At 70.9% G+C, this 23613-nt stretch carries 22 protein-coding genes; 10 read left to right on the top strand and 12 right to left on the bottom strand.

All coding sequences use genetic code 11. From position 1 onward, the window contains the following. Positions 1-52 precede the first annotated feature (52 nt). From ACP2AD_RS11385 to ACP2AD_RS11430, 10 genes are all read right to left on the bottom strand, one after another. Positions 53-1228, bottom strand: a complete 1176-nt coding sequence (locus ACP2AD_RS11385) for a TIGR03087 family PEP-CTERM/XrtA system glycosyltransferase (RefSeq protein WP_425230166.1) — start codon at positions 1226-1228, stop codon at positions 53-55. Beyond that, positions 1225-2262: a FemAB family XrtA/PEP-CTERM system-associated protein gene (locus tag ACP2AD_RS11390; protein ID WP_425230167.1), complete on the bottom strand. Its 1038-nt coding sequence runs from the start codon at positions 2260-2262 to the stop codon at positions 1225-1227. The genes ACP2AD_RS11385 and ACP2AD_RS11390 overlap by 4 nt, the downstream gene beginning before the upstream one ends. Further along, positions 2259-3152 (bottom strand): XrtA system polysaccharide deacetylase, encoded by an 894-nt coding sequence (locus tag ACP2AD_RS11395; protein WP_425230168.1) that lies wholly within the window; start codon positions 3150-3152, stop codon positions 2259-2261. Before ACP2AD_RS11395 ends, ACP2AD_RS11390 begins: the two co-directional genes overlap by 4 nt. Beyond that, positions 3142-4140, bottom strand: coding sequence for an ExeA family protein (locus ACP2AD_RS11400; protein ID WP_425230169.1), 999 nt, complete (start codon positions 4138-4140; stop codon positions 3142-3144). Before ACP2AD_RS11400 ends, ACP2AD_RS11395 begins: the two co-directional genes overlap by 11 nt. 10 nt (positions 4141-4150) lie before the next feature. After that, on the bottom strand, positions 4151-5812 hold the full coding sequence (locus ACP2AD_RS11405; RefSeq protein ID WP_425230170.1) for a hypothetical protein: 1662 nt from the start codon (positions 5810-5812) through the stop codon (positions 4151-4153). Next, the gene (locus ACP2AD_RS11410) at positions 5812-6921 is read right to left on the bottom strand and encodes a chromosome partitioning protein (protein WP_425230171.1); all 1110 of its coding nucleotides are present in this window, start codon (positions 6919-6921) and stop codon (positions 5812-5814) included. Before ACP2AD_RS11410 ends, ACP2AD_RS11405 begins: the two co-directional genes overlap by 1 nt. After that, on the bottom strand, positions 6918-8435 hold the full coding sequence (locus ACP2AD_RS11415; protein WP_425230172.1) for an XrtA system polysaccharide chain length determinant: 1518 nt from the start codon (positions 8433-8435) through the stop codon (positions 6918-6920). The genes ACP2AD_RS11410 and ACP2AD_RS11415 overlap by 4 nt, the downstream gene beginning before the upstream one ends. Positions 8436-8442: 7 nt before the next feature. Beyond that, positions 8443-9078 carry an XrtA/PEP-CTERM system exopolysaccharide export protein gene (locus ACP2AD_RS11420; protein ID WP_425230173.1) on the bottom strand — a complete coding sequence of 212 codons (636 nt, stop codon included), beginning with the start codon at positions 9076-9078 and terminating at the stop codon, positions 8443-8445. Positions 9079-9191: 113 nt separating this feature from the next. Continuing rightward, a complete protein-coding gene (locus tag ACP2AD_RS11425) occupies positions 9192-10415 on the bottom strand; it encodes a pyridoxal-dependent decarboxylase, exosortase A system-associated (RefSeq protein WP_425230174.1) in 1224 nt (407 codons plus the stop codon). 2 nt (positions 10416-10417) lie between these two features. Next, positions 10418-12052 carry an AMP-binding protein gene (locus ACP2AD_RS11430; RefSeq protein ID WP_425230175.1) on the bottom strand — a complete coding sequence of 545 codons (1635 nt, stop codon included), beginning with the start codon at positions 12050-12052 and terminating at the stop codon, positions 10418-10420. Positions 12053-12136: 84 nt separating this feature from the next. Here ACP2AD_RS11430 and ACP2AD_RS11435 point away from each other — a divergent pair, with 84 nt between their 5' ends. Genes ACP2AD_RS11435 through ACP2AD_RS11445 form a run of 3 tightly spaced genes read left to right on the top strand, consistent with a single transcriptional unit; the run spans position 12137 to position 13966 of the window. Continuing rightward, positions 12137-12409, top strand: coding sequence for an acyl carrier protein (locus tag ACP2AD_RS11435; protein ID WP_425230176.1), 273 nt, complete (start codon positions 12137-12139; stop codon positions 12407-12409). A 10-nt stretch (positions 12410-12419) separates the two neighbouring features. After that, positions 12420-13169 carry a hypothetical protein gene (locus tag ACP2AD_RS11440; RefSeq protein ID WP_425230177.1) on the top strand — a complete coding sequence of 250 codons (750 nt, stop codon included), beginning with the start codon at positions 12420-12422 and terminating at the stop codon, positions 13167-13169. Then, the gene (locus tag ACP2AD_RS11445; RefSeq protein ID WP_425230178.1) at positions 13157-13966 is read left to right on the top strand and encodes a hydrolase 1, exosortase A system-associated; all 810 of its coding nucleotides are present in this window, start codon (positions 13157-13159) and stop codon (positions 13964-13966) included. Before ACP2AD_RS11440 ends, ACP2AD_RS11445 begins: the two co-directional genes overlap by 13 nt. Here ACP2AD_RS11445 and trxB read toward each other — a convergent pair. After that, positions 13963-14970 (bottom strand): thioredoxin-disulfide reductase, encoded by a 1008-nt coding sequence (gene trxB / locus ACP2AD_RS11450; RefSeq protein ID WP_425230179.1) that lies wholly within the window; start codon positions 14968-14970, stop codon positions 13963-13965. The two genes, ACP2AD_RS11445 and trxB, sit on opposite strands and share 4 nt — an antisense overlap. 88 nt (positions 14971-15058) lie before the next feature. Here trxB and ACP2AD_RS11455 point away from each other — a divergent pair, with 88 nt between their 5' ends. The 6 genes from ACP2AD_RS11455 to ACP2AD_RS11480 all read left to right on the top strand — a co-directional run bounded on the left by ACP2AD_RS11455 (position 15059) and on the right by ACP2AD_RS11480 (position 21143). Then, positions 15059-17329, top strand: coding sequence for an FdhF/YdeP family oxidoreductase (locus tag ACP2AD_RS11455; protein ID WP_425230180.1), 2271 nt, complete (start codon positions 15059-15061; stop codon positions 17327-17329). Beyond that, positions 17326-17835, top strand: a complete 510-nt coding sequence (locus ACP2AD_RS11460; RefSeq protein WP_425230181.1) for a molybdenum cofactor guanylyltransferase — start codon at positions 17326-17328, stop codon at positions 17833-17835. The genes ACP2AD_RS11455 and ACP2AD_RS11460 overlap by 4 nt, the downstream gene beginning before the upstream one ends. Further along, on the top strand, positions 17832-18626 hold the full coding sequence (gene fdhD / locus ACP2AD_RS11465; RefSeq protein ID WP_425230182.1) for a formate dehydrogenase accessory sulfurtransferase FdhD: 795 nt from the start codon (positions 17832-17834) through the stop codon (positions 18624-18626). The genes ACP2AD_RS11460 and fdhD overlap by 4 nt, the downstream gene beginning before the upstream one ends. Positions 18627-18654: 28 nt before the next feature. Beyond that, positions 18655-19305, top strand: coding sequence for a peptidylprolyl isomerase (locus ACP2AD_RS11470; protein WP_425230183.1), 651 nt, complete (start codon positions 18655-18657; stop codon positions 19303-19305). Positions 19306-19440: 135 nt separating this feature from the next. After that, complete coding sequence (locus ACP2AD_RS11475; protein ID WP_425230184.1) at positions 19441-20523, top strand: SPL family radical SAM protein; 1083 nt, start codon at positions 19441-19443, stop codon at positions 20521-20523. Positions 20524-20537: 14 nt separating this feature from the next. Further along, positions 20538-21143, top strand: a complete 606-nt coding sequence (locus tag ACP2AD_RS11480) for a flavodoxin family protein (RefSeq protein ID WP_425230185.1) — start codon at positions 20538-20540, stop codon at positions 21141-21143. Here ACP2AD_RS11480 and ACP2AD_RS11485 read toward each other — a convergent pair. Further along, on the bottom strand, positions 21140-22111 hold the full coding sequence (locus tag ACP2AD_RS11485; RefSeq protein ID WP_425230186.1) for a quinone oxidoreductase family protein: 972 nt from the start codon (positions 22109-22111) through the stop codon (positions 21140-21142). The genes ACP2AD_RS11480 and ACP2AD_RS11485 overlap by 4 nt on opposite strands. A gap of 77 nt (positions 22112-22188) precedes the next feature. On the opposite strand from ACP2AD_RS11485, the gene ACP2AD_RS11490 reads away from it, so the two are divergent. After that, positions 22189-23613 (top strand): aldehyde dehydrogenase family protein, encoded by a 1425-nt coding sequence (locus ACP2AD_RS11490; protein WP_425230187.1) that lies wholly within the window; start codon positions 22189-22191, stop codon positions 23611-23613.

The following is a 23613-nucleotide window of genomic DNA, read 5'->3' on the forward strand; positions in this document are numbered from 1 at the left end:
GCTCGCGGCCGGTCGGCTCCCGACCTTCGCCGGGATGACGGAACGGCTGAAATCACGCCGCCGCCCTCGCCGGCTCGCCAAGCCCCAGCAGCGCATCGAGCGGGGCCAGCCGCGCGTCCCAATCGTAGCGCGCGAGCACCCGCGCGCGCGCGGCTGCGCCCTGCCTTGCCCCGTGCGCCACCGCGTCCAGCGCCGCGCAGACCTGTTCGGTCCATGCCTCCGCGCTATCGGCGACGGTGATGGTGCCACTATGGTCGATGCCCTCCGCCGCGGCGGGCGAGGCGATCACCGGGCGCGCCATCGCCATCGCCTCCAGCACCTTGTTCTGGACGCCACGCGCGAGACTCAGCGGCGCGACGCAGACAGCGGCGGCGGCGAGCCAGGGACGGGTATCGTCAACCGCGCCGGTGACGACCACCCCCTCCCCTGCCAGCGCGCGGACCGTGGCGGCGGGCGCGCGGCCGACGATCGCGAACCGCGCCTGCGGATGGCGGGCACGCACCTGCGGCAGGACGGCGCGCGTGAACCAGGTCACGGCGTCGACATTGGGCCGGTAGTCCATCTGCCCCGTAAAGACGATCAGCTGCCCCGGCGCGTTGAGCGGCGCGAAGGCGGCGGCGGGATCGAACCGGCGCCCGTCGATGCCGTTCTCCACGACCTGCACACGAGGGCCACAGCCGAACAGCGCGGCTTCGGCGCCGGTGACGAACAGGCTCGCGGTCGCGCGCGCGGCAACCTCCTGCTCGAAGCGGCCGAGCAGCCGCGCCTCGCGGCGGTACAGGGCGCGCAGCGGAAGCGGCGCGGTGTCGGCGAGCTGCGCGAACTTGGCCGAGTCGACGTCGACGAAGTCCATCACCTCGACGCCCTCGCCGGCCAGATACTGCGCCATCTGCCCCGAGAAACAATAGGTCGCGTCCGTCGGCGGCGCGGCGGCGACCGCGGCGTGCATCGCCGGATCGTCGAAGGCGGTGAGCGACACCGGCCGCCCACTCGCCAGCGCCTCCAGCGCCGCCCGCGCGCGTCCTTTGCGGCGCGCCACGATCGTGCAGCTGGCGGTGAGCGCCAACAATTCGAGCGCTGGGGTGTCGTCGGCCGGATCGTCGGCGAAAGCGCAGAGGTGGATGCGCGCGCGCTGCGTCAGGTGACGGAGCACCGCGTGCGACCTGATCTTGTCGCCGCGATCGGGCGGGAACGGCACGCGATGCGCGAGGAACAGGATGTCCCTCATCCCAGCCCCCGCGCGATCGGCGGGCCGAGCAGGGTGGCGAGCGGCAGGGGCAGCCGCTTCCACGTCGCCACCATCGCGCGATATTTGGGGTTGAGCGGGTTGACCGCGCGCACCGCGCCGTCGCTGCGGCTCCAATAGGTCAGCGGTGCGGGCTCGAAGCCCCAGTTCTTCTTGAACGCCGCCGCCCCCGTCCCCGGCTTCGAGCGGCCGAAGTCGAACCGGGTGCAGTCGCGCGCGCGGGCATGGCTCATCAGCGCGAAATACATCCGATCGTTGGCGCGCAGCCCGCGGGCCGCCGCCGTGCCGCCGCCCCAATAGGGATAGACCGCGCCGTTGAAGTAGAGGTTGAACACGCTTGCGACGGCGCGTCCCTCGTGACGCACGGTAAGGATGTCGCTGTCCAGCTCCGCCGCGACGGCACGGAACAGCGCGGCGGGGAAAACGGGCGTGCCGAGATTGCGGACCGACTCGGCGTAGACGCGGTAGTGTTCCGCGAGATCGCCACCGGTGACGACCGCCAGATCGTTGCCGAGCGCGCGGCGGACTTCGGCGCGCTGCTTGCGCGGGATGGCGAGGAGTTCCGCCTCGTCGGATGCGGCGAGCGGGCGAGCGAAGCCGACATAGCTGGCGTCGTCCCTGGTCCAGCCAGCTGGCCCTTCGCCGCCGCGCAGTTCGACCGACACGATGCCCAGCCGCTCGGCCAGCGCCCAAGCGCCGGAGGCGAGCTCCTCCACCCCCTCGCCCAACACGCCGCCGCCGACACCGAACCCGGTCGAGACCAGCGCCCGGCCGAACAGCGCCGAGCGCATCTCGGTCAGCGGCAGCACGCCCGCGATGTCGCCGTTCGCCCGTTCGGCGACGAGGTAGCGCGCCCGTTGACGGCAGCCGGCCGCGACCGCGCGGCTCCAGCCGGCAAAGTGGAAGGGTGTGGCGGCCGGCTGCGCGCGGACAAAGGCGTCGATCCGCGCGGCGTCGCCCGCGTCGCGCAGATCGGCCTCGCGGACGCCGAGCAGGACAGCCGCCTGAAAGATCATGCGGCCCGCCGCGCCGGTGGGGCAGCAGCCGCGGGCTCCGGCCGCGCGTTGAGGATGACGGAGTCCACCCGTCCCCATGCGTGCCGAGCGATCAGGCCGCGAAGCTTGCCCGCCATCGCGCCGAGGCGGCTGTAATGGCGGAGTTTCGATCGCAGCGGCGCGTGGGCGACGCGCGGCTGGCCGGGGTCGATCTCCCAGGGGTGGAAATAGAAGACCGCGGGCTGACCGTCGGCATTGACCTGGCGGACCGCGAAGTCGGTCAGCGCGGCGGGGAGCAGGCGAAAGAAGCCGCCGCCGGTCGCCAGCCGCCTGGCACCCAGCTGCGCGACCGTGACCGGCAGCTCGATCAGCGCCGCATCGGTAAGCGGGCGGAACGCGTAGCGCGGCGCTCCGGGCCAGCCATAATGATCGTGCGCAAGCGGCGCGACGCTGGAGGAATAGGCATAGCCCGCCGCCGCCAGCTCCAAATGTGCCCAAGGCGTGCGCGCGTCGATCGAGAAACTGGGCGCGCGATAACCGGTGATCGCGACGCCAGCCGCCTGCTCCAGCACTTCCCGCGCGCGGGCGAGATCGGCGCGGAACTCGGCCGGCGTCATGGTGAAGACGCGGCGGTGGTCCCAGCCGTGGCTGGCCAGCTCGTGCCCCGCATCGACGATGCGGCGGATCAGCGCCGGATAGCGCGCCGCCACCCAGCCGAGCGTGAAGAACGTCGCTCTCACCTCGCTCTGCGCGAACAGGTCCAGCACCGCGTCGGTGTTGCGCTCGACCCGCGGCGCGAGGCTGTCCCAATCGGCCTTGTCGATCACCCGCTCGAACGCGCCGACCTGGAACCAGTCCTCGACGTCGACCGACAAGCCGTTCAGGACCGGGCCGGTCGCGTCAGGCGGCATGGCGCTTGGGCGGCGCGGCGTCGCTCTCCACCCAATCGACCAGCAGCGTCAGGACGCGGCGCAGCGCCTCGTCCTGCTGCTGCAGGCGCTGTTCGAGGTCGGCGATGCGCGCGTCGACCGCCGGGTCCGCCTGTCCATGATCCGGCGCAGGAGAATAGCCGGCGGCTTCGCCCGGCAGGTCCGCGTCCATGTCGGCCTTCACTGCGGCCACGGTCGCCGCGTCGACCAGCTCCGCCCCGGTCACCGCCGCGTGAAGCAGCACGCGCGCGGCGAGCAGGTTGAGACGGCGCGGCACGCCGCCGGTGGCGTCGTACAACGCCGCGAAGCTGTCGTCGGCGAAGTCGGGCCGCCCCTCCCACCCCGCCAGCAGCAGCCGGTGAGCGAGATAATCGGCGACCTCGTCCGCCTCCATCGGGTCGAGATGATGGAATGCGATCACGCGCTGGCGGAGCTGTTCCAGCTGCGCCGCGCCGTTGAGCCGGTCACGGAACTCGGGCTGGCCGAGCAGCACGATCTGGGTCAGCGCATGCCCGCCCGCCTGAAAGTTGGAGAGCATGCGCAGCTCCTCCAGCGCCCCCAGGGGCAGTGCCTGCGCCTCGTCGACGACGATCAGCGTCCGCTTGCCCGCCCGCGCGACCGCGTGGAAGCCGCGCTCGATGGCGAGCAGCAGCTGCGCCTTGTCCAGCCCGGCGGTATCGATGTCGAGTTGGGTCGCGACGGTGCGGAGCAGGTCGTCGGCGTCGATCGCGCTGGACGCGATCTGGACGACGTGGAGGGGCGTGCGGTCGATCGTGTCGAGCAGGTGCCCGATCAGCGTCGTCTTGCCCGCGCCGATGTCGCCGGTGATGACCACGAAACCCTCGGCCTGCTGCAGGCCATAGCCGAGATAGGCCATCGCCTTGCGGTGCGACGCCGTCTCGAACCAGAAGCGCGAGTCCGGCGTCAGCGCGAAGGGGTTGGCGGTCAGCCCGAAATGCCGTTCGAACACGTCTGGCTCCCTAAAAGGTGTAACGCGCGCCGACCAGCGCCTGGCCGCGCCACGACGTTTCGATCCCGTCGCCGACGCGGAAGTGGTAGACGCCGATCGACGCGGTCGTGCCGAGCCGGCCGAAGTCGTGATAATAGGTCGCGGTCGCGCCGACCGACAGCACGTCCTGCGCCTGCGCGGGCTCATAATAATCCGCGAACCCCTGCAGGTCGACGCCCGACACCGGGGTCAACGCGCGGCTGAGGAAGACCTGGCCGTAATAGCTCTCGTCCTCGACGCCGTAGATGCTGATGCCGGGGCGATCGGGCGCGTAGAGCTTGCGGTTCGCATAGCCGACGCCCGCACCATAGGTGGTGTGGCCGCGCGTGGCGCTGACCACCGCATCGACGCCGCGAGCGCGGTAGCTGGCGTCGGTGACCGACTGGAATGCGCTGTTCAGGCAACCGCCGGGCGTCGCGCCCGCGTTGCCGTAGGTGCAGCCGGTGAACGCCTGCGCGAACTGGTCGCGGGTCGCGACGAAGCTGGTCGGCAGCGCGGCCAGCCCCTGGCGGAGCTGGCGGCCGAAGGTCGTCACCTGGTCATAGACCTGGATGCCGACGCCGACCGAGGGAGTCGCCGCCCAATGCGCGACGCCAGTGTAGCTCATCGATCCGTAGCGGCGGCCGACATGCCCCTCCAGCGAGGTACGCGGGCTGGGCCGCCAGACGACGCCTGCATCGTAATAGATACCGTCGGTGCGATAGGTGACGCGGCGGGGCTGGCTGTCGTCGATCGCGAAGCGGCCGCGGGCGTCGATCACCGGCGCGCCCGTGCCGTCGAGTAGCGGCGCGCGTTCGCTGGTCTTGACCCGCTCGTAGCCGACGCCTGCCGTCAGCGCGACCGTTTCGGAGACCGGAAGCAGCGCGTCGTCACGCACGAACCAGCTGTCGTAATGCTGCTGCAGCGCGCCTGAGCGTTCTTGTTCCCAGCCGGCGCTGGCGGTCAGCCCGACCGGCAGCAGCACGCGCGGCGCCAGCCCGACCGTCAGCCCCGCTACCTGGCTGACCGAATGATCATAGGCGTTGGTACGCGGCTGCCCGGCGAGGACGGGCGAATAGCCGGGCTGATCCACCTTGGTATAGCCGATGCGATACAGACCGGCGGCGGTGGCCGACCCTGCGCGCGTCGCCAGCGTCGGGCCGGCATAGACCGAATAGAGCTGCGACACGTTCCGGTTGTCCGACGCGAAGATGCCGGGCGCTTCACCGCGGATGTCGCTGCGGGTGCGGGTCGCGAGCGCGCCGCCCTCCAGCGTCAGTTCGGGGGTCAGCCGGAACGCCGCGCGGGCGAGTCCCGAATGAACGTCGACGTCGCTGTCGCCGCGCTGATACCCAAAGCGATGCTCGTAGCGGTAGGACAGCTGCGCCGAGGTGCGCGCGGTGTCGATCGACGCATCCACGCCCGCCGCGGCGGAGGTATAGGTCACCGCATCGTCGCCTTTCAGGTCGATGTCGACGGTCTGGCTGAGCTCGATATACGGCCGCACCTGCGTTCGCGGGTGCGAGCGGGGGGGCACGGGCGCGACCGGCGCGGCGGTCTGTGGCGCGCCGTCGGGCGCGACCTGCGCAAGTGCGGGACCGGCGGTGGCGAGCGCGGCCGTCGCGGCGGCGGCAAGCAGAATTGGGCGGGACATCAGGTCAACTCCTGACCGTAATAGCTGCCGAACCGGTCGCGGTCGGGGACGAAGGTGACGGCGTTGAGGAGCAGCCCGACATGCGCGCAGCCGTCGAGGACGCCGACCGCGGCGCCGATCTCGCTTTCCGGGGTGCGATCGGCGCGGACGACAAGCATCACCTGCCCGACCAGCATCGCCAGCACCCCGGCGGGACTGGCGGCGAGCGCAGGCGGGGAATCGAAGACCAGCAGGCGGCGCGGGTTGGCGGCCAGCAGGCGGGCGATGACCGCCGTGGTCCGCGCGCTGGCGAGCAGCTCGGTATCCATTGCGGTCTTCGCGCCCGCGGGCAGCACCGCAAAATGCGGCACGTCGGTGCGGATCACCAGGTCTTCGGGGTCGAGGCTGGCGTCGTGGAGCGCGTCGAGCAGCCCGGCCCCCGGGGTGAGTCCCAGGCGGCGGCAGATGTCGGGCTTGGCGACGTCGGCGTCGACCAGCAGCACTTCGGTATCGCGCTCGGCGGCGATCGAGAGCGCCAGGTTGATCGCGCAGAAGGTCTTGCCGTCGCCCGGCCGCGCCGAGCAGACCAGCAACGAGCGCGCCTTGTCCGGCGCGCCGCCCTGTTCGATGCGGTGCTTGGTGACGAACAGCTGGCGCTTCACCAGCCGGAACTCCTCCGCCAGCGGCCCGACCGGCGCGCCGGGGACGATCATGCCATGCTCGGCCAGCAGACCGCGGTCGATCCGCGCCTCGCCCGGGGTGACGGGCGGCGGGGTGAAGCCGTCCTCGCTCGCGTCGGCGTCGGCCAGGAACTCGGCGGGAATCGCGGCGAGGGTCGCCTCGACTCCCCTGCCTGCCGACGAGGAAGGGCCGGAAGGGTGCGCAAGAGGCTCCGGCGGCGCGACGCCGTGCGGGAAAGGCAGCGGCGAGGCCGGTATGCGTGCGTCGGCGGGAGCGGCAGCGGGAGGCTCGGGCGTCGGTGCCGGTGCCGGTGCCGGTGTTTGAGCACCGGCGCCCAAACCGTTCCCCTGCCTGGCGATGACAGCAGGGGGCGCGAACAGCATCGCGCGTTCCAGCAGCGACAGCTCGCGTGCGGCATGCAGGCTGCGGGGGGCGGGCATGTCGGTCATGCGGCCATCCCCCGCTGCAGGAACTCGACCCCGATCAGCAGCGCATAGGCCGCCGCCAGCGCGCCGACGCCGCCCGCGAACAGTCTCAGCCGCTTGGCGCGCGCGTCCGCCTGGGCGCGGGTCACCATCTCGCCGATCGCGCCAAGCACGGGCATCCCCGCGGCGCGCTCCAGCTTGGGCGCGGTCGCAAAGGTCTGGCGCAGCTGCCCCATCCCGAACGCTGAGCCGACCCCGGCCGCCAGCCCCGCCAGCAGCACCCCGGTCAGGAGCAGCAGCCGGTTGGGCGCGGCAGGGGTGTGCGGTGTCGTCGGCGGGTCGATGACGGAGAACTTGACCTGATCGGTCTGCGACTGCGCCGCGCCGCGCAGGTTGATCTGCTCGCGCTGGGTCAGCAGCTGATCATACTGGTCGCGCAGCACCTGATAGTCGCGCTCGATCCGGCCCTGTTCGGCCGCGACCTGGGGGTCGACCGCCAGCTTGGCGGCGAGCTGGTCGAGGTCGCCCTGCAGCTGCGCCTTGCGGATGCGCAGCGACGCGACGGTCGCCTCCTTGTCCGCCTTCATCGACTGAAGCGAGAGATACAGCGGGTTGGGCGTGCCGCCCGCGGCCGCGCCGGTCATCGGCTCCCCGTGCGCCGCAGCGGTCGCCTGGACGAGCTGCGCCCGCAGCGCAACGACGTCGGGATGGTTCTCGGTGTAGCCGCGCGCGCGCGCATCGGCGAGCTGGCCGTTGATCGCGGCGACCCGCGCGCGCGCGGGGCCGAGCCCCGCGGCCGGACCGGTGCCGGCGATCGACGCGGGCGTGGAGGCGAGCTGGCCCTGTACGGCAGCCAGCGCCGACTGCGCGGCGCCCAGGTCGCCGTCGACCTGCGCCATCTGCTGACGCGACGCGCCGATGCGGTCGGCGACCGAGCCGGTGCCGGGGAGCGAGCCGAGATAGCGGTTCTGAAAATCGGCGCGTTTCGCCTCGGCATCCGCAAGCTGCGTCTGGCGCGCGGCGAGCTGCGCGTCGAGGAAGCGCAGCGACGATTGGGTCTGCGTCCGGTCGCCGGCCAGATTGGTCTCGACGAAGATGTCGATCAGCTTCTGGGTGACGGTCCGCGCCAATTTGGGCGAAGGCTGTGTCGTCGTGATCTCGAACAGATTGTCGCCCTGCGGCGTCACCTTGATGTTCTGCATCAGCCCGGCGACGCGGTCGGCGACGTCGCGGTCGCTGGCGACGGTCATCGCCAAGTCGGTGCCGCGCACCACCTTTTCCAGGTTGACGGCGCTGACCAGCGTCTGACGGATATGATCCAGGTCGCGGCCGCTGTCGGGCTGCGCGCCGTTCATCGACGCCGGCAGGATCTGCTGCATCTGGACAAAGACGCGCGCGCGGCTCTCATATCGGCTGGGAATCTGCGACACCACCAGCCAGCCGAGCACGCACACGCCCCAGGCTACGCCCAGCGCCAGCCAGCGCCGGGTCCAGATCACGTGCAGCGCGAGGCGCAGCTCGTCGTAGATCGAACTCACGCGCGCCTCAGAACATCGACTGCGGAATAATGATGACGTCGCCCGGCTGGAGACGGACATTGGCGGACGAGTCGCCGCGGTGGAGCAGCCGCGCGACGTCGATCCGGTATTCGTGCTGCTGACCGGTGTCGCGATCGTAGCGGACCAGCTTGGCGCGGTTGCCCGCGGCATACTGGCTCAGTCCGCCGACCGCGATCATGGCGTCGAGCAGCGTCATGTTCGCGCGGAACGGGATCGACGCCGGGTGCTCCGTCGCGCCGACGATGCGGACCTGCTGGCTGAAGGTACCGGCGAAGTTTTCCACCATCACCTGCACGATCGGATCGTGGACATACTCGCCCAGCGCACGCTTCATATCGGCGGCGAGCTGCGCCGGGGTCTTGCCGACCGCGGGCATGTCGGCGACCAGCGGCGTCGTGATGCGGCCGTCCGGGCGGACCTGCACCTTCGCGCTCAGCTCCGGGTTGCGCCACACGAAGATGTTGAGCTGGTCGAGCGGGCCGATGACATATTCCTCACCCGGCTGTTCCTGTCCCGCGACATAGGACGCGGCGGGCAACTCCGTGCGGCCGCCCGATGCGCAGGCGGTCAGCGCCTGGGCGGCGGCCCCGAGGATGAGGACAGAGCGGGTAACCGAACGCATGCGAGCCTCCTCGCGGCCGCACGCACGACCGCTGGTTTCAGGCGTCCTTCATCGCCAAGAGAGGTGAAGATCGGGTTAGGAATGTGCGAGGGCGGTATGAGGGACGGGCAGCGTCAGCCCGCCAGCAGCTCCAGCGCGGGCGGGTGGCCCAGGAACGCGGCGGGGCTGGCGGTGGCGCCATAGGCACCGGCCAGGAACACCGCGATCAGGTCGCCTGCGTTGGCCGGCGGCAATCCGACCCGGTCACCGATGCGGTCGAGGGGGGTACATAGCGGGCCTACGACGCTGACCGTCTCCACGCGCGCGCCATTGACGGTGTTGGCGACCGCGATGGGATAGTTGCGCCGGACCACGGTGCCCAGGTTGCCGGTGGCGGCGAGCTGATGATGGAGGCCGCCGTCGCAGACCAGGAAGGTCTCCCCCATCGACGCCTTCCGATCGACGACGCGGGTCAGGTACACGCCGCACTCCGCGACCAGCCAGCGGCCGAGCTCGATCGCGAAGCGTGTCTCCGCCAACCCCGCCGGGCGCACCGCCAGCGCTTCGGCCAACGCCGCTCCGACGCGTTCGACGTCGAGCGTCTCATCGCCGGAGAAATAGGGCACCCCGAAGCCGCCGCCGAGATTGACCAGCGGCGGCGCGGCCCCCGCCGCCTCGCTCAACCGCGCGGTCAGCGCCAGCGTCGCAGCCTGCGTGTCGACGATCGCCTGCGCGTCCAGCGTTTGACTCCCCGCATAGACGTGCCACCCGCGCCAGTCCGCGCCGGTGCCGATCAGCCGTCTCGCCAGCGCCGCCGCCCGTTCCGCGTCGACCCCGAAGGGCGACGGCCGCCCCCCCATCCGCATCCCCGACCCGCGCAGCTCGACATCCGGATTGACCCGGATCGCGAGGCGGGGCGGGACGCCGAGCCGGTCCGCCTGCGCCAGCGCGCGGTCGGCCTCACCCTCGGATTCAAGGTTGATCGTCGCCGCCGCCTGGATCGCCGCGGCGAGTTCGGCGTCGCGCTTGCCGGGCCCGGCGAAGCTGATCGCGCCGGCGGGCTTGACCGCCAGCGCGCGGTCGAGCTCGCCCGCCGACGCCACGTCCAGCCCGTCGACCAGCGGCGCGAGCGCGGCGAGGAGCGGCGGGAAGGGGTTGGCCTTGATCGCATAGTGTAGATCGACCTCCGGAAACGCCGCGCGGAAGCGCGCGACGCGCGCAGCGACGATCGCCGGGTCATAGACGAAGCACGGCGTCGCCCCCGCCTGTGCGGCCCAACGCTCGGCGGGGCGACCGGCGATGTGAAGGACCCCGCGCTGCGCGGCGAACTCGGGCGGGAGAGGACCGGTGGGCTTCATGGTCAGATCCTCCCCGCGCGCGGGGAGGTGGCAGCCGCTTCGGCGGCTGACGGAGGGGGCTCTCCGCCACCGGTCCGCGCGCGGCCTGCCCGCTCCACCATCGCTATGCGATGGTCCCCCTCCCCGTCCCGGGGAGGAGTGAGGGCAGCCTTCAACCACGCCCGATCCAGCTTCCCGTTGGCGTTGCGCGGCAGCGTCTCGCGCCAGTCGTAGCGCTGCGGCTGCATGAACCCCGGCATCTCGGCGCGAAGCCGCGCGCGCAGCGCCCCCTCCCTGGCCGGATCGCCCGCCAACACCACGACGATCGCCTGGCCTAGCCGTTCGTCCGGCACCCCGAACGCAACAGCCTCACGCGCCTCGCCGCCGGCGAGCACCGCCTCCTCCACCTCGGTCGGACTGACGCGGGTGCCGCTCGTCTTGATCATCTCGTCGCCCCGCCCGACGAAGCGGAGCAGGCCGTCCGCGCCGATCGCGCCGATGTCGCCGGACCACACCGCACGTCCCTGCATCGCGAACCAGGACGGTGCGGGGCGGAAGCGCTCCGCCTCTCGCTCGGGCGCCTGCCAATAGCCGAGCGACACCAGCGGGCCCGCATGGACGATCTCGCCCGGCTCGCCCGGATCGGGCCGCGTCCCGTCGGCGCGCACTGTCGCGACCTCGGCGAAAGGGATTGCCGCGCCGATCGCGTCGGGGTGCGCGTCGATCAGCGCGGGAGCGAGGAAGGTCGATCGGAACGCCTCGGTGATACCGTACATCGCGTAGAGATCGGCGTGCGGAAAGCGCGTCCGCAGCGCCTGCACCAGCCGCGGCGTCAGCGCGCCGCCGGAGTTGGTCAGCCGCCGCAGCGTGGTCTCCGCCGGCCACTCGGCGTCGAGCAGCTGCATCCACAGCGGCGGCACCCCGGCTAGCGTCGTCGGGGCGAAGCGATCGACCGCCTTCACCACATCGCGCGGCGTCAGATAGTCCAGCGACGCCACGCTGCCGCCGGCATACCAGGTTGAGAGGAGCTGCGACTGACCATAATCGAACGACAGCGGCAGCACCGCGAGCGCGCGGTCGGCCGGGGTCAGCCGGAGGTAATGCGCCACGCTGACCGCGCCGAGCCAGAGGTTGGCGTGAGAGAGCATCACCCCCTTCGGCCGGCCAGTCGAGCCGGACGTGTAGAGGATTTGGGCGAGCGTGCCGGGGTTGGCCCGGGACCGCGCTTCGCAACCGCCTGGCACCTCCAGCACCGGCTCACCGACTACCGCGCACCCGGCAGGCGCATCCCCCGCCGCCAGCGTCGCCGCCCGCATCGGCTGCGTCACCAGCAGCCGCGCGCCGCTGTCGGCGAGGATGTGCGCAACCTGGGCGCGACGCAACGCCGGGTTGACCGGCACATAGACCAGCCCCGCCCGCGCCGCGGCGAGCGGCAGCAGGCATGCGGCGCGCGTCTTGGGCAGCCAGACCGCGACCCGGTCGCCCGCGGCGAGCCCCTGCGCCGCAAACCACGCCGCCGTCGACCCGATCGTCGCCTCCGCCTCGGCGAAGGTCAGCATGCCGTCGCGATCGATCAGCGCCACGTCACGCGGCGCGCCGCGCAGCACGCGGTCGATTGTCTGCGGCCCAAAGTGCATCGGGGGATCGAGCGGGACCATCGCGGCTCCATAGCGCGCAAGCGTTGCCCAATTCACCCCCGCCGATTAGAGGCCGCGCCTTCCGTCACCACGCGAGGCGCATCGTTGACACCCGAAGGTTCTGACCAGGTCGCCGCCGCCGTGCGCGGGGTGCTGGGCGCGGTATTGGGGCTGTCGCCCGAGCGGACCGCCGCGTTCACCGACACGACGCCGCTGTTCGGCACGCTGCCCGAGCTCGATTCGATGGCGGTGGCGGGGGTGCTGACCGAGCTGGAGGACCGGCTCGGCATCACGATCGAGGACGACGAAGTCGACGGCGAGATGCTGGAGACCTTCGGCGCGCTCTGCGCCTTTGCGGCGAAGAAGGCGCTGGTCTAGCGTCGCGCGGGTGAGCGGCCCGCGCATCGACAGCTACGAATGGGCGGGCGGGCGCGAGGCGATGGTGCGCTTCGATCCGGAGAACGGGGTTTCCGGAGGCCCGGTTGTCGTGCTGGCGCTGCCGCTGTTCGAGGAGGCGAACCGTACGCGGGCGTTCGGCGTCGGCCTGCTCCGCGCGCTGGCTGCGCGGGGGATCGGAGGGGTGCTGCCCGACCTGCCTGGACAGGGGGAGAGCGAGCGGGCCATCGCCGACCTTTCCGTGCTCGACCTTCAATCGGCCTATAATGAGGCGGTCGGGCAGGCTGGTCTGGACTTCGGCGCGTATGGATTGAGCATCCGCAGCGGCGCGCTCCTCGATGCGCTTGGTCTGTTGGCGGGGCGCTGGCGCTTCGCCCCCCAGCGTGGAGTAGAGCTGCTGAACGATCTGCGACGCTTGCGACAGATCGCGACCGGCAGCGTGCTCGACAAGGACCATTGGTGGATCGACGGCACATTACCGGAAGATGCGCCCGATCCCCCGGTGGAGATTGCTGGCAATCTGATCGGCGCAAGCCTGCTGACCGACCTCACGGTCAAGGAGCCGCTCGATGAGCCGACGGTTCCCCGCCGGACCGTGAGGCTGGACACGGATCTTCGCCCCGCCGATCGTCTCGTCCCGGGCGAGCCGCTGTGGCGGCAGTCGGACCCGGGCAACAATCCCGCTCTGATAGAGGTACTTGCAGCCGATATTGCTCAATGGATCGCAACGTGCGCCGGGTGACCGCCTTTTCGTGCGAGGGCGAAACATTGCTCGGCTCGCTCGATGAGGCGCCGGGCGCGACCGGGCTGCTGATCGTCTCCGGCGGCAACGAGCCGCGGTTCGGCGCGCATCGCGGGATGGCGCTGCTCGCCGCACGGGTCGCGGCGGCGGGATGGCCGGTGTTCCGGTTCGACCGGCGGGGCGTCGGCGATTCGCCGGGCGAGAATGGCGGTTGGTCCGCGAGCGCGCCCGACATCGCCGCCGCCGTCGAGACCTTCCGGCGGGAAGCGCCGCACGTCGCGCGGCTGGTCGGGTGTGGCAACTGCGACGCGGCGACGGCGCTGGCGCTGTTCGGGGGCGCGGTCGACGCACTGGTGCTGGCGAACCCCTGGGTGGTCGAGCGCGACGGCGACCTGCCCCCGCCCGCCGCGATCCGCGCGCGATACGCCGACAAGCTGCGCAACCCGCGCGAGTGGTGGCGGCTGCTGCGCGGCGGGGTCGATCTGCGCAAATTGTTCAAGGGGTTGCGCGCCGTTGCTGCGCCCACACGCGAACAACCGCTCGCGCTCCTCTTCGCCGCTGCGTTGCAGGGACGCGACACGACGGTAGTGCTGGCGAGGGGCGATGCGACGGCGATCGCCTATGCCGATGCGGTAAAGGGGCTTGGCGTCGAGGCGCCCGTGGTGTGGGTGGAGACCGACTCGCACAGCTTTGCGCGAGCGGGCGACATGGCCGTAATGGAGGGCGTGCTTGTGGATGCCCTTGCCAAGGCGGGACGTCACGCGAATAAATCGCGTGACGTCGGACAGGTCGGCTAAGCCGCCTGCCGGCCCGCCTGGGCCGTCTCGCGCGGAGCATCCGCGCTTGCGGCCTGCGGCGCGAACTCCGCCGCCGCCAGGAACTTCTCCGCGTCCAGGGCGGCCATGCACCCCGTCCCCGCCGCCGTCACCGCTTGGCGGTAGACCTTGTCCGCCACGTCGCCGCACGCGAACACGCCGGGCACGCTGGTCCGCGTCGAGCCGGTCTCCACCGCGATATAGCCGTCGGGGTCGAGCTCCAGATGCCCGCGGAACAGTTCGGTCGCGGGATGATGCCCGATCGCGACGAAGCCGCCGTCCGCCGCGATGCGCGAGGGCGCACCCGTCACCGTGTCCTCCAGCTCCAGCGCGACCAGCCCCGCCGTGCCGCCGCCGTCGACGAACGCCCGCACCTCCTTGTTCCACAGCACGGTGATGCCCGGATGCGCGAACAGCCGCTCCTGCAGGATGCGCTCGGCGCGCAGCGAGTCCCGGCGGTGGATCAGCGTCACGTCGGGCGAATGATTGGTGAGGTACAGCGCCTCCTCGACCGCGGTGTTGCCGCCGCCGATCACCGCGACCTTCTTGCCGCGATAGAAGAAGCCGTCGCAGGTGGCGCAGGCGCTGACCCCCTTGCCCTTCATCGCGTCCTCGGACTCGAGCCCCAGCCATTTCGCCTGCGCGCCGGTGGCGATCACCAGCACCTCGCCCTCGTACACGTCGCCGCTGTCGCCGGTCAGACGGAAGGGGCGGCGCGACAGGTCGACCTCGGTGATCGTGTCCCACAGCATCGTCGTGCCGACATGCTCGGCCTGCCTGCCCATTTGCTCCATCAGCCACGGCCCCTGGATGACGTCGGCGAAGCCCGGGTAATTCTCGACGTCGGTGGTGGTGGTCAGCTGGCCGCCCGGCTGGATGCCCTGCACCACGATCGGCTTCATTCCTGCCCGCGCGCCATAGATTGCGGCCGACAGCCCGGCGGGGCCGGAGCCGAGGATGAGCATGCGGGTGGAATGGGTGGCCATGGACGTTTCCTGATCGAGATTGCTTGCCATCTAGGCGACAAGCGCGCTCTTTTGAACCGCGGGCGGTGGGGCAGCGTTAGGAAGCGCGATGAGCGAGAAGGTCGAGATCAAGCCGTACACCGGCGCCGCGGGCGGCTGGGGCTCGATGAAGAGCCTCGCCACCATCGGCCTGCGCGAACAGGTCCGGCCCGAAACTGTCCGCGAGCTGGCGCGGCAAAACAAGACCGGCGGCTTCATGTGCGTCAGCTGCGCCTGGGGGAAGCCGCACCCGCCCCACCCGGCCGAGTTCTGCGAGAACGGCGCCAAGGCGACGGCGTGGGAGCTGACCCGCTTCCGCGTCACCCCCGATTTCTTTGCGCAGCATACGCTCGCCGAGCTCAAGGACTGGCGCGACCACGATCTGGAGCAGGCGGGGCGGCTGACCCACCCGCTGCGGTTCGACCCCGCCGGTGACCGGTATGTCGCGGTCAGCTGGGAGGAGGCGTTCGCCGACATCGGCGCGAAGCTGCACGGCTACGACCCGACCAAGGTCTGCTTCTACACCTCCGGCCGCGCCAGCCTGGAAACCAGCTATATGTGGCAGCTGCTGGCGCGGATGTACGGCAGCCAGAACCTGCCCGATTCGTCCAACATGTGCCACGAGACGACCTCGGTCGGGCTGAAGGCGTGCATCGGCTCGCCGGTCGGCACGATCCAGCTGACCGATTACGAGAAGTGCGACGCGATCTTCTATTTCGGGCAGAACCCCGGCACCAACTCTCCGCGTTTCCTCCACGACCTGCGCGCCTGCGCCAAGCGCGGAGTCGACATCGTCGTCTTCAATCCGCTGCGCGAGCGGGGGCTGGAGCGGTTCACCGACCCGCAGAACCCGGTCGAGATGGCGACCAACAGCTCGACCAACCTCGCCACCCAATATCATCAGGTGAAGGCGGGCGGCGACATCGCGGCGATGATGGGCGTCATCAAGCACGTCATCCGGCTCGACGACGAGCAAGGCGGGACGGTGCTCGACCACGCCTTCATCGCCGAGCACACCAAGGGCTTCGACGGCGTCGCGGCCAAGGCGCGCAGCGTCGGGTGGAAAGAGATCGAGCGCGAAAGCGGGCTGACGCAGGGCGCGCTTGAGGCGGCGGGCGACGTCTATGCCAAGGCGAAGCGGGTGATCTGCGTCTATGGCATGGGGCTGACCCAGCACGTCCACGGCATCACCAACATCCAGATGCTGGTCAATCTGATGCTGCTGCGCGGCAATGTCGGCAAGCCCGGCGCGGGGTTCGGCCCGGTGCGCGGGCACAGCAACGTTCAGGGCCAGCGCACGGTCGGGATCACCGAGAAGCCCGAATTGATGCCGCTCGACGGCCTCGCCCGCCAGTTCGGCTTCGAGCCCCCGCGCGCGAAGGGATGGGACACGGTCGCGACCTGCGAAGCGGTGATCAGCCGCGAGGCCAGGGCGTTCCTGGGCCTGGGCGGCAATTTCGCGCGCGCCGTGCCGGATACCGAGACGATGGCGCCCGCGTGGGAGGACCTCGAACTCGTCGTCAACATCGCGACGAAGCTCAACCGCACGCATCTGTGGCCGGGCAAGACGACCTACCTCCTCCCCTGCCTCGGCCGCATCGAGCTGGACCGCCAGGCGGGCGGCGCCCAGACGGTGACGATGGAGGATTCGTTCAGCCGCATCTACGGTTCGACAGGGCGGGTCGCGCCGGCCGCGGATACGCTGCTGAGCGAGGCGGCGATCGTAGCCGGGATCGCCACCGCGACACTGGCGCCCAATCCCAAGGTCGACTGGACCGCATGGGCCGGCGACTATGGCCTAGTCCGCGACGAGATCGAGAAGACCTGGCCCGACCTGTTCGCGCGGTTCAACGAGCGGCTCGAGGCGCCCGGCGGCTTCTGGAAGGGCAACCCCGCCGCGCATCGCGAGTGGAAGACGGGCAGCGGCCGGGCTGAGTTCAACGTGCCCGAGGTGATGAACGCGACCGGCTTCGAGGACGCGGACGGCAAGTTCCGGCTCGTGACGCTCAGGTCCAACGACCAGTTCAACACCACCGTCTATGGCTATGACGACCGCTTCCGCGGCATCAAGGGCACGCGCTGCGTGGCGATGATGAACCGGCAGGACATGGCCGCGCTGGGTGTGGCGGACGGCGATACCGTGGCGCTGGTCGGCGCGCACGGCGATAACGACGACAAGCGCGTCGATGGGCTGCGCGTCGTCGCGTACAACATTCCCCGCGGCTGCATCGGGGGCTATTATCCGGAGCTCAACCTGCTGATCCCGGTCGCGCATCATGCGGTCGAAAGCCATGTGCCTGCCGCCAAGACCGTGCCCGTGCGGGTGGAGAAGGTCGCGTGACGGACAAGGGTGTCCTGGGCGCCGTGCTGACCGGCGGCCAGTCGTCGCGCTTTGGCTCGAACAAGGCCGAGGCCGAGTGGAACGGGCGCTCGCTGGCCGAGCACGCGGCGGCATTGATCGCACAGCATGTCGACGCGGTCGTCATGCTCGGTGGTGAAGGCGTGGCCGATCTGCCCCGCTCCGGCCTTGGCCCTCTTGGCGGGATCGCCGGCGCGCTCGCCTATGCGGAGGGGAACGGGTTCGACAGCGTCTTGACGATCGGCTGCGACATGCCGCGCGTACCGACCGCGCTGATCTGGGCGCTGCTGCGGCGCGCGCCCGCCTTTTGCAGCGATGCGCCGGTGCTCGGGCATTGGCCCGCCTCACTGGCCGCGCAGCTCCTCTGCCACATCGAGAGCGACGACCGCTCGGTACGCGGCTGGGCGCAGGCGATCGGCGCGCTGCCGATCGAATCGCCCGTCCCGCTCGGCAACGTAAACACCCCGGCAGACCTGCTGGCGCTATGACGTCATCGCGGGTCGCGCCCGCGGCAATGTTGCGGCCCGGCGACATCGGTGCGGGCGAGCGGCGGCTGGCAATCGAGGCGCCGGTCGCGGTCGAGGTCGACGGGCTCGGCTATGCGGTGATGATGATGACCCCCGCCGAGCTGGAGGCGTTCGCGGTCGGCTTCATGCTTACCGAGCGGCTGGCGGACAGCGCGGCCGACGTCGCGGACGTCGACCCGTTTGCGGGCGAGGCGGGATGGATCGTCCGCGTGACGCTCGCCGAGCGCTGCCGCGGGCGCATCCACGACCGGGTCCGGCACCGGACCAGCGACACCAGTTGTGGGCTGTGCGGCATCGCCGGGCTGGAGCAGCTGCGGCGGCCCGTGGCGGGACGCACGCCCGCCCCGCAGGCCAAAGCGGCGGCGCTGTTCGCAGCGCTCGACGGACTGCGGGCACGGCAGCCGCTCAACGCCGCCACGGGCGCGGCGCACGCGGCGGCGGCGTGCGACGCGGCGGGCGCGATCGTCGCGACGTGCGAGGATGTCGGCCGCCACAATGCGCTCGACAAGCTGATCGGCACGCTCGCGCTCGCCCCGCAGAACGCGGATTTCTTCCTCGTCACCTCGCGGCTCAGCTTCGAGATGGTCGACAAGGCGCTGGTCGCAGGCGTGGCGATGCTGGTCGGGGTTTCGGCGCCGACGACGCTGGCGGTGGAGCATGCTCGCCTGCACGGACTGACGCTGGTCGCGCTGGCGCGGCCCGACGCGATGCTGGTGATGAACGATCCGTGGGCAGCGTTCCCCCTCCCCTGAAGCTTTCGGGGAAGGTACAGGCGGAACCATGCTGCGACTCGCCCTAGCCATTCTCGCCGCCGCGCAGGTCACGCCTGCGCCCGTCGCGACGCCGACCCCAGTCGCGGCCCCCACGCCGGTCGCGACCCCGGTCACCGTTGCCGCCACTGTCCGGGTGACGATCACCACCACGCTTGGCCGCATCGTGCTTGAGCTGGAAAAGGCGCGCGCGCCGCTGACCACCGCGAACTTCCTGCGCTATGTCGATCAGCACCGGCTCGACGGCGCGACCTTTTACCGGACCGTGCAGGTCCAGCCCGATTACGGCTTCGTCCAGTTCGGGGTGCAGAATCGGCCGGGCAAGGTGCTGCCGCCGGTCCGGCACGAGCCGACGACGCAGACCGACGTCCACCATATCGACGGCGCGATCTCGCTGACCCGCGCCGCACCGGGGACTGGCGCGGGGGATTTCACGATCAGCGTGGGCGACCAGCGCTTTTCGCTCGACGCGCATCCGGAGCGGCCGGGCGACAATCTGGGCTACGCCGCGTTTGGGCATGTCGTCGAAGGGATGGATGTGGTCCGCGCGATCCAGGACCGCCCGGTCGCTGCGGGCGGTCACTTCGCCGGCGAACAGATCGCACAGCCGGTGGTGATCGTCAGCGCGCGGCGAGCACCCCTGGCGGCGGCCCGCCCCTAGTTCCGTCATGCCGGGCTCGGCCCGGCATCCATTGCGCCGCACGCATCGCGCATGCGGCTCATCGACTCCCGCACAGGGCCGGGGCGACGGATCAGTCCGGCTGAGCCGATCAGTATCTTCCGGCGTTCTTCTCCCGTGGCCACCGCTCTCCCCTTTCCCGCTTCCCGCCTCTGGCTTCCGAAGCGCCTGCTCGTTACCAGATCCGCGCTCGCCTGGGATCACGGCTGCGCGATCGCCGCGCGTGCGGGGGCGCTTGGCGTCGACGTGGTCGAGCTACCCACCGACCGCCTCGCGCTCGCATTCCCCGACGACCCGCGCCAAGCCTATGCGCAAGCCAAGCAGACCGTCGCGCTAACCGTCGCCTCACCCGCCAAACGCCGGCTCCAGCCGATCGCGCCGTCCGCCGACTGGCGCGTCGACCTGGCGGAGGGCTGCCCAGCGCATTGCAGCTATTGCTATCTGGCAGGCAGCCTCAAGGGGCCGCCGATCACGCGCGTCTACGCCAACCTGCCCGAGATATTCGAAGAGCTACCCAAGCACCTGGGCCAAGGCCGCGTCACCTCGCGATCCCGCGCCCGCGCCCATGAGGGCACTACGTACGAGGCGAGCTGCTATACCGATCCGCTGGCGCTGGAGCATCTGACCGGGTCGTTGTCCGCCGCGATCCGCTATATGGGCGCGTGGGAGGCCGACGCTCAGCTGCGCTTCACCTCCAAGTTCGCGAGCGTCGAGCCGCTGCTGGCGTTGCCCCATCGCGGCCGGACGCGGATGCGCGCCTCGATCAACCCGCCCGCCTTCGCGCGGTTCGAGGGCGGCACCAGCCCCGTCGCGCAGCGGCTCACCGCGCTGCGACGGGTGGCGATGGCGGGGTACCCCATCGGCCTGACGATCGCGCCGATCATCGCCGCTGCAGGATGGGAGGCGGCCTATGGGCAGCTCCTGACCGATGCCGCCGCGGCGCTAGCCGACTTATCCGGGCTTGACCTTACGGTCGAACTTATCACCCATCGCTTCACACCGGGATCGAAGGCGGTGCTCGACCGCTGGTATCCCGGCTCGGCGTTGGAGATGGACCCGGCCGCGCGCGCGACCAAGCGGACCAAGTTCGGCAGCGTGAAGCATGTCTACGACGCCGACACGATGCGCGCGCTGCGCCGCTTCTTCGACGCGCAGCTGGCGGAGAAACTGCCGGCCGCGCGGACCCTCTACTGGACCTGAGCCGTTGGGGATCGATGCTGACCGCCCTGCCCCTCAACTGCACGCTCAAGGCCGATCCCGCGGCCGCCTCCTCCACCGACGCGATGATCGACGTCCTGCGCAAGCCGTTCGCCAACAAGGGCGTGCGGGTCAGCGAGACGGTCCGCGTCGCCGCGCTCGACATCAAGCCGGGCGTCACCAGTGATGAGGGTTCAGGCGACGCCTGGCCCGCGCTGCGGTCGCAGATCCTGGCGCACGACATCCTTATCTTCGGCGGGCCGATCTGGCTGGGCCAGCTCGGCAGCGTCGCCAAGCGCGTGCTGGAGCGGATGGACGCCTTTCTCGGCGAGGCCGACGACCAGGGCCGCCTGCCGAGCTATGGCAAGGTAGCGGTCGCCGCGATCGTCGGCAACGAGGACGGGGCGCACATGGTCACGTCGCAGCTGTTCCAAGCGCTCAACGATGTCGGCTGGACGATCCCCGCGGTCGCCGCCTGCTACTGGGTCGGCGAGGCGATGGGCGACAAGGATTTCAAGGACCTGCTCGTCACCCCGACCGCCGTCACCAAGACCGCGAAGATGGTCGCGGGCAACGCCGCGCATCTGGCGGGATTGCTCCAGGAATCACCCTATCCGGGCTAGGGCATCAGCACCGTGCTGCCCTGTGTCGTCCTCGCCTCGATCGCGCGATGCGCGGCGGCGGCGTCTTCAAGCGCGAAGGTCTGGCCGATCTCGGGGACGATCGCGCCCGCCGCGAGCATCGCCCAGACCCGGCCGGCAAGCGCCTGCCGCTCGGCCGCCGTCGCGGCATAGTCGAACAGCGTTGGGCGCGTGACGAACAGCGAGCCGCGCCGGGCGAGCTGCCCCAGCGCGACGCCCTCGACCGGCCCGCTGGCGTTGCCGTAGCTGACGATCAGTCCGCGCCGCCGCACGCTCGCCAGCGCCTGGTCCCAGGTCGCCTTGCCGACCCCGTCGAGCACCGCCGCGACGCCGGTCCTGCCGGTCAAGGCCCGGACCTGGTCGGCCACGCCGTCGCCGCTGCGGAGCACGTGATCGGCGCCGGCCGCTTTGGCCCGCGCGGCCTTGGCGTCGCTGCCGACGGTGCCGATCACCGTCGCGCCCGCCGCCTTGAGCCAGCCGACGAGGAGATGCCCGACCCCGCCCGCGGCGGCGGTGACGAGCACGACGTCGCCAGGCTGCACCCGCGCGCATTGCTCGACCAGCATCGCCGCGGTCGCGCCCTTCAGCAACAGTGCGGCGGCGGTTCGATCGTCGACCGCGTCCGGGATCGCGACCAGCTGATCGGCGGCGACGTTGCGTGCGGTCGCATACGCACCGAGCGCACCCGTAAAGGTGCCGGCGCGCGTTCCCGCCGCCCAGCCCGCGACGCCCTCGCCCACCGCCTCGATCGTCCCCGCCGACTCGACCCCCAGCCCGCTGGGCAGCGGCAGCGGATACAACCCGCCGCGGTGATAGGTGTCGATGAAGTTGAGCCCCACCGCGCCATGCCGCAGCCGCACCTCGCCCGGTCCCGGCGTCGGCAGCTCGACGTCACGCCAGGCGATCACCTCCGGCCCGCCGGTCCGTTCGATTATCGCGGCGCGTTCCATGGCTCGGCTCCGTTTCCGGTTGCAACGCTTTTGCCCGCGCAGCATGACCGGACGCAAATCAAAACTGGAGAGACGCCATGAACAGCCGGCTGCACTTCTACATCGACGGCAATTGGACGGACAGCGAGGGCGGCACGCGCCACCAGGTCATCGACCCCGCGACCGAACAGCCGGTGACGGAGATCACGCTTGGCAGCGCTGCCGATGTCGACAAGGCCGTCGCCGCCGCCCGCCGTGCGTTCGAGACATTTTCGCAGACCAGCGTCGAAGACCGCGTCGCGCTGCTGGAGCGGATCATCGAAGGCTACAAGGCGCGCATCCCCGACCTCGCCAAGGCGGTCAGCGACGAGATGGGCGCGCCGATCGGCTTCGCGCAGGCCGCGCAGGCACCGGCGGGGCTCGGCTATTTCATGAACACGCTCGCCGCGCTGAAGGAGTTCAGTTTCGAGGAGACGATCGGCAAGGCGAAGGTGGTGCACGAACCGGTCGGCGTCGTCGCGATGATCACGCCCTGGAACTGGCCGCTCAACCAGATCTGTGCCAAGGTGGCGCCGGCGCTGGCGGCGGGCAACACGATGGTGCTGAAGCCGTCGGAGGAATGCCCGTCGTGCGCCATGGTGCTGGCGGAGATTCTCGATGCGGCCGGCGTGCCCGCGGGCGTCTTCAACCTCGTCAACGGCGACGGGCCGACGGTTGGCGCGGCGCTGTCGTCGCACCGCGACGTCGACATGGTCAGCTTCACCGGCTCGACCCGCGCCGGGATCGCGGTCGCGCAGGCGGCGGCGCCGACCGTCAAGCGCGTCCATCAGGAGCTGGGCGGTAAGGCCCCGAATCTGGTGCTGGAAGGGGCAGACCTGGCGCAGGTGCTGCCGCCAACGGTGCATGGCGTCCTCGCCAACAGCGGCCAGAGCTGCATCGCCCCGACCCGCGTCCTCGTTCACCGCGACCAGGTCGGCGAAGCGACCGAGGTGGTGAAGGGGATCATGGAAGCGACGACCGTGGGCAGCCCCAGCGAGATGGGCGCGCATATCGGCCCCGTCGTCAACAAGGCGCAGTTCGAGAAGATCCAGGGGCTGATCCAGTCCGCGATCGACGAGGGCGCGGAGCTGGTTGCCGGCGGCCCCGGCCGCCCCGACGGGCGCAACGCCGGCTATTACGTCAAGCCGACCGTGCTGGCGGGCGTCACGCCCGAGATGCGCATCTGGCGCGAGGAGACGTTCGGCCCGGTCGCGACGATCACCGCCTATGACGATAGCGAGGAAGCGGTGCGCCTCGCCAACGACACCGAATACGGTCTGTCCGCGACGATCTCGGGCGACCCCGCCGAAGCGGCGAAGGTCGCGCCGCGGCTGCGCGCCGGGCTGGTGTCGATCAACAGCTGGGTCGGCGGCAACGGGACGCCGTTCGGCGGCTACAAGCAATCGGGCAACGGCCGCGAGGGCGGCAAGTTCGGGCTGGCCGATTTCATGGAGGTGAAGACGATCGTCGGCGCACCGGGGTGA

Origin of the sequence: Sphingomonas sp., from assembly GCF_965248875.1 — a bacterium.
GTDB lineage: Bacteria > Pseudomonadota > Alphaproteobacteria > Sphingomonadales > Sphingomonadaceae > Sphingomonas.